Origin of the sequence: Halorubrum tibetense (assembly GCF_042661865.1) — an archaeon.
GTDB classification, from domain to species: domain Archaea; phylum Halobacteriota; class Halobacteria; order Halobacteriales; family Haloferacaceae; genus Halorubrum; species Halorubrum tibetense.
The window spans coordinates 1-5,194 of the sequence record NZ_JBHSWW010000173.1 but is presented as its reverse complement, the minus strand read 5'-3'; the positions used below and the strand labels follow the sequence as shown (position 1 = coordinate 5,194).

Below are 5,194 nucleotides of genomic sequence, written 5' to 3'. Positions count from 1 at the left end.
TCGGCTTCGTGCGGCGACGGATCGCCCGCGCCAGCGCCTCCCGATCGCCGTCGCCCCAGCGTTTCGGGTCGGGTGGGTACTCCAGTTCCCGGAGGACGGCGGCCACGTCCGCCTCGGTCGCCCCGACACCGGTCAACATCGCGGTGAGCGCCTCGTCGAGGTCGAAGTCGGGCGAGCGGGACTGTCGTTCGACCCCCTCCCAGTTGTCCGCGACGACGCCCGCGAGCCACAGGTCCATCTCCTCCTCGATGAAGTCCACGTCGGCGACCGGGTCTCGGCTCCCGACCGCAACGGGCTCGCCCTCGGCGTTCGTCCCACCGGAGGCGTCGACGACGTTCAGTATCACGTCGGCGTTGGTGAGCTCGTCGAGGAACCGGTTACCGAGCCCCTTCCCCTCGTGTGCGCCCGGGACGAGCCCGGCCACGTCGAGCAGTTCGACGGGCACGTAACGGATGCCGTCGTGACAGCGGTCGTTGCCGCAGCGCTCGTCGCGATCGAGGCACGGGCACTCGGTCCGGACGGCGGTCACACCACGGTTGGCGTCGATGGTCGTGAACGGGTAGTTCGCGACATCGACGTCGGCCATCGTGGCGGCAGTATAAAAGGTGGACTTGCCGGCGTTCGGCTTCCCCGCGAGCGCAACCGTGAGCATGGTGACGGATCACGGCGGGGCGAAAAGCCCCTTTCGGTCGACGCCCCCGCGACCCGGTTCGGCCGGCCACCGGCGACACGGCGATTCATCGAACAGTGTCGCGGAGCCTGCGTCACGGAGCGTCTGTCGCGGAGCGCGCGGCGCGTGCTACGGCGGTCGTGCTGTTCTCCCCCGTCGCGTCACTCGAAGGAGAGCCGAACCGGGTCGCCGGCGTCGAGGTCGAACGCCTCGGCACCGCGACCGTCGTTGACGTCGCACTCGAGGAACCCGTGGCTCCCGACGGTGACGAGCCGGTCGCCCGGCGGGACCGCGGCGAACGTCGCCACGAGCGGAACGGGGCCGGCGTCGTTCACCCGAACGCGGTCGTGGCCGGCGTCGCCAACCGCGTTCCCGAGGACGTTCGTGATCACATTCCCGGGGACGTTCGTGATCGCGTTCCCGAACCCGTCGACGACGAGGACCTCGCCGTCGATCGTGTCGATCGTACCGTCGGGGTCACGCTCGACCAAGGGCTCCGGGAACCGGAGGTCGACTCGATCGTCGGTCGCCGTCAGCGAGCCGAGGGCGGTGAGGCGGTCCCCGTCTATGGTGCCGTCCGTCCACGCGTTCTCGCGGACGCGAGCGGCGGCGGGCGCGAACACGTCCCGGCCGTGAAACGTCGTGCTCGCGGGATCGGCCTCGTGGATCTCGAAGACGTCGATATCGTTCGGGCCAGTCCCCGTCGCCGCCGCGAGCGCTCGGGCCGGGGGAAACGCGAGCCCGTTGTCGGGCGCGACTATCGCGTGCTCGCCCGCGCGAACGACGATCGCCGCCCGGTCGGTCCCGACACCCGGGTCGACGACCGCACAGTGGACCGCCGGGGGGAACTCGGGGAGGACGAACCGGAGCCAGAAGGCGGCCGCTCGCGGGTCCCCCCGCGGCAGGTCGTGGCTCACGTCGACCAACTCCGCGTCGGACGTTCGACGAACGACCCCCCGCATCGCAGCGGGATATGGCGAGCCGAAATCGGAGGCGAGCGTGATCACGGTTTCAGGGGCTCTCGTCGGCTATCGCGTCGCTCTCGGCGATCCGGCGGATCCGCTCTACCCCGTCGATCTCGCGGATCACGTCGACGACGGTCTCCGGGACGAGGTCCGTCCAGTTCCGCCCGTGGATCATCCGTTCGCGGAGCTCCGTCCCCTCAAGCACTTCGCGATTGAACATCGGCGAGCCGCGCACCTCGACGCCGGCCTCCTGGAAGAGGCGGACGACGAGCGGGTTGTTCGAGTACGCCACGTCGAACCGTGGCGTCATGCTCTGGACGTGGCTCACCCAGACGGAGTTGCGGTCGAGGTCCTCGATCGGGACGACGTAGGTCGTAATGTCCAGCTCCTCGACCGCCTTCGTCACCATCATCACGCGCTCGCCGGCGGTGAACGGGTTCCGTGTGGTGTGTGAATCGCCGGCCGACCCGATCCCGAGGACCAGCTCGTCGACCTCCGACGCGATCTCCTCCACCATGTGTCGGTGACCGTCGTGAAACGGCTGGTACCGGCCGATGTAGAACCCCCGCATGGACGGGAGTAGAGACGGCGTGGTTTATAAACCCCATGGGACCGTACCGAGCCGCCGTAATCGTCGTACACCGGCGATATCAGGCTCCTCGCGCGCTGCGCCCGGGACATCTGCGGGGAGAAAGTATATCAGTAGCCGACCCTTCCATTCGAGTAACGGATATCGATTCTATGAGCAACGAGAAGGACACGAACGACCCGCCGGCCGCCGACGATACGCCGCCGGAGGATACGCCGCCGGAGGACGCGCCGTCGGAGAGCACGTCCCGAAAGGAGACGTCCCGGGAAGAGACGGGTACCGAGGAGGTAGCCTCGAACGGCCACTCGTCGGAAGACGGTGTCGACGACTCGGATCGGGTCGGTGACGACACCGACGACTCGGATCGGGTCGAAGCCGATACCGACAGTGACGACGAGTGGGACGACCCTGAGTGGGACGACCCCGAGTTGGACGACGACGTCACGATCGAGGACGGCGTCGACGGTGACGGGGGAGCCTCCGAATCGTCCGAGGACGGCGTCGTCGACGGTCCGATCGACGACGGGGATATCGACGAGCTCGGGAGCACCGTCGAGGTCGAGGGCGCGGAGATCGCCGAGGACCCGGACGAGGACGACCTCCTCGGCGGGCTCCTGATCGACGACACCTCGGAGATCGAGATCCCCGACCGCCTCGTCGACCAAGTGATCGGCCAAGAGCACGCCCGCGACGTGATCATCAAGGCGGCGAAACAGCGCCGCCACGTGATGATGATCGGCTCGCCCGGGACGGGGAAGTCGATGCTCGCGAAAGCGATGTCCGAGCTCCTCCCCAAAGAGGAGCTCCAAGACGTCCTCGTGTATCACAACCCGGACGACGGCAACAAGCCGAAGGTCCGGACGGTGCCGGCCGGCAAGGGGGAACAGATCGTCGACGCCCACAAGGAGGAGGCCCGCAAGCGCAACCAGATGCGGTCGCTGCTCATGTGGATCATCATCGCCGTCGTGTTGGGCTACGCGCTCATCATCGTCGGCCAGATCCTCATCGGCATCATCGCCGCGGGTGTCGTCTACCTGGTCTTCCGCTACTTGAACCGCGGCTCGGACGCGATGATCCCCAACCTGCTCGTCAACAACGGCGACACGAAGTCCGCGCCGTTCCGCGACGCGACGGGGGCACACGCCGGCGCACTGCTCGGCGACGTCCGGCACGACCCGTTCCAGTCCGGCGGGATGGAGACGCCGAGCCACGACCGCGTCGAGGCCGGCGCGATCCACAAGGCGAACAAAGGCGTGCTGTTCGTCGACGAGATCAACACGCTCGACATCCGGAGCCAGCAGCACCTGATGACGGCGATCCAGGAGGGCGAGTTCTCCATCACGGGCCAGTCCGAGCGCTCCTCGGGCGCGATGGTCCAAACGGAGCCCGTCCCCACAGACTTCGTCATGATCGCGGCCGGGAACCTCGACGCGATGGAGAACATGCACCCGGCGCTGCGCTCGCGGATCAAGGGGTACGGCTACGAGGTGTACATGGAGGACACCATCGAGGACACCCCGGAGATGCGCCGACAGTACGTCCGCTTCATCGCCCAGGAGGTCGCGAAGGACGGCCGCCTTCCGGAGTTCACGGCCGAGGCGATCGAGGAGGTCATCCTCGAAGCGAAGCGGCGCTCCGGCCGCAAGGGCCACCTCACGCTTCACTTCCGGAACCTCGGCGGGCTCGTGCGCGTCGCCGGCGACATCGCCCGCGGCGAGGACGCCGAGTTCACCACGCGCGACCACGTGCTGTCCGCGAAGGGTCGCTCGCGCTCCATCGAACAACAGCTCGCCGACGACTTCATCGAGCGCCGGAAGGACTACGAGCTACAGGTCTCGGACGGCTACGTCGTCGGGCGCGTCAACGGGCTCGCCGTCATGGGCGAGGACTCCGGGATCATGCTCCCGGTGATGGCCGAGGTCGCTCCCTCACAGGGGCCGGGTGAGGTGATCGCCACCGGGCAGCTGAAGGAGATGGCCCAGGAGTCCGTCTCGAACGTCTCCGCGATCATCAAGAAGTTCTCCGACGAGAACATCTCGGAGATGGACATCCACATCCAGTTCGTGCAGGCCGGCCAACAGGGCGTCGATGGCGACTCCGCGTCCATCACGGTCGCGACCGCCGTCATCAGCGCGCTGGAGAACGTCGGCGTCGACCAGAGCCTCGCGATGACCGGCTCGCTGTCGGTTCGGGGCGACGTGCTCCCCGTCGGCGGCGTGACCCACAAGATCGAGGCGGCCGCGAAGGCCGGCTGCACGCGGGTCATCATCCCGCAGGCGAACGAGCAGGACGTGATGATCGAGGAGGAGTACGAGGAGATGGTTGAGATCATCCCCGTCAGCCACATCAGCGAGGTGCTCGACATCGCCCTCGAAGGCGAGGCCGAGAAGGACTCGCTGGTCGACCGGCTCAAATCTATCACCGGCTCGGCGCTCAAAGAACAGGGCGTCTCGAAACCCACCAGCCCGAGCCCGCAGTAGCGGCTCGACTCCAGCCCCTCCGCCCCGTCGAATGACCGACTGGATGACGTTCGGGGCCGCGACCGCGCTCGGTACGCTGCTGCTTTTGTATTTCACTCGCCGATCACAGCGAACGCTCGAACGGGTCCGTATCGTCGACGATCCGGCCGATATCCGGGAGTACGGGCCCGAAAGATCGGACCCCGAAGCCGTGTCCAAGGACCACGCGGTCGGCGACGACGTCGAGGACGTTCACGGCGACGACGTCCGGGCGTCTCACGGCGACGACGTCGACGCGACCCACGCCGACGACGCCACCCGCACCGACGGCGTCGACCTCCCACCGCCGGGGTCACGGACCGAACCGACACTCACCACCGACCTCCTCTTGGCGAACGTGGCGGCTTCACAGGGGCTCGCGCTCGTCGGACTCGCCGCCGTCATGTGGTGGACCGGGGTACCGGCGGCGGCGGTCGGGCTGGCCGCCGACCCCGCGGGAGCCGTCCTCGGG

4 protein-coding genes and 1 pseudogene are annotated in these 5,194 nt (G+C 68.0%); 2 read left to right on the top strand and 3 right to left on the bottom strand.

Going from position 1 to position 5,194, the window contains the following annotated elements:
• The 3 genes from ACFQEU_RS11010 to ACFQEU_RS11000 form a co-directional block, all read right to left on the bottom strand.
• The coding region (locus tag ACFQEU_RS11010) for a GTPase (protein ID WP_379782076.1) at positions 1-652 on the bottom strand (652 nt) is incomplete at its 3' end.
• Between the two features lie 179 nt (positions 653-831).
• Positions 832-1,677 carry an SAM hydrolase/SAM-dependent halogenase family protein gene (locus ACFQEU_RS11005; RefSeq protein WP_379782074.1) on the bottom strand — a complete coding sequence of 282 codons (846 nt, stop codon included), beginning with the start codon at positions 1,675-1,677 and terminating at the stop codon, positions 832-834.
• A gap of 4 nt (positions 1,678-1,681) precedes the next feature.
• Positions 1,682-2,206 (bottom strand): nicotinamide-nucleotide adenylyltransferase, encoded by a 525-nt coding sequence (locus ACFQEU_RS11000; protein ID WP_379782071.1) that lies wholly within the window; start codon positions 2,204-2,206, stop codon positions 1,682-1,684.
• 170 nt (positions 2,207-2,376) lie between these two features.
• Here ACFQEU_RS11000 and lonB point away from each other — a divergent pair, with 170 nt between their 5' ends.
• On the top strand, positions 2,377-4,704 hold the full coding sequence (gene lonB / locus ACFQEU_RS10995) for an ATP-dependent protease LonB (protein ID WP_379782069.1): 2,328 nt from the start codon (positions 2,377-2,379) through the stop codon (positions 4,702-4,704).
• A gap of 31 nt (positions 4,705-4,735) precedes the next feature.
• Positions 4,736-5,194: pseudogene (locus tag ACFQEU_RS10990) on the top strand (hypothetical protein); the annotation flags it as partial.

Coding starts and splice junctions, on each gene's coding strand:
- ACFQEU_RS11000 (WP_379782071.1), bottom strand. CDS start 2,206: ATGCGGGGGTTCTACATCGGCCGGTACCAGCCGTTTCACGACGGTCAC.
- lonB (WP_379782069.1), top strand. CDS start 2,377: ATGAGCAACGAGAAGGACACGAACGACCCGCCGGCCGCCGACGATACG.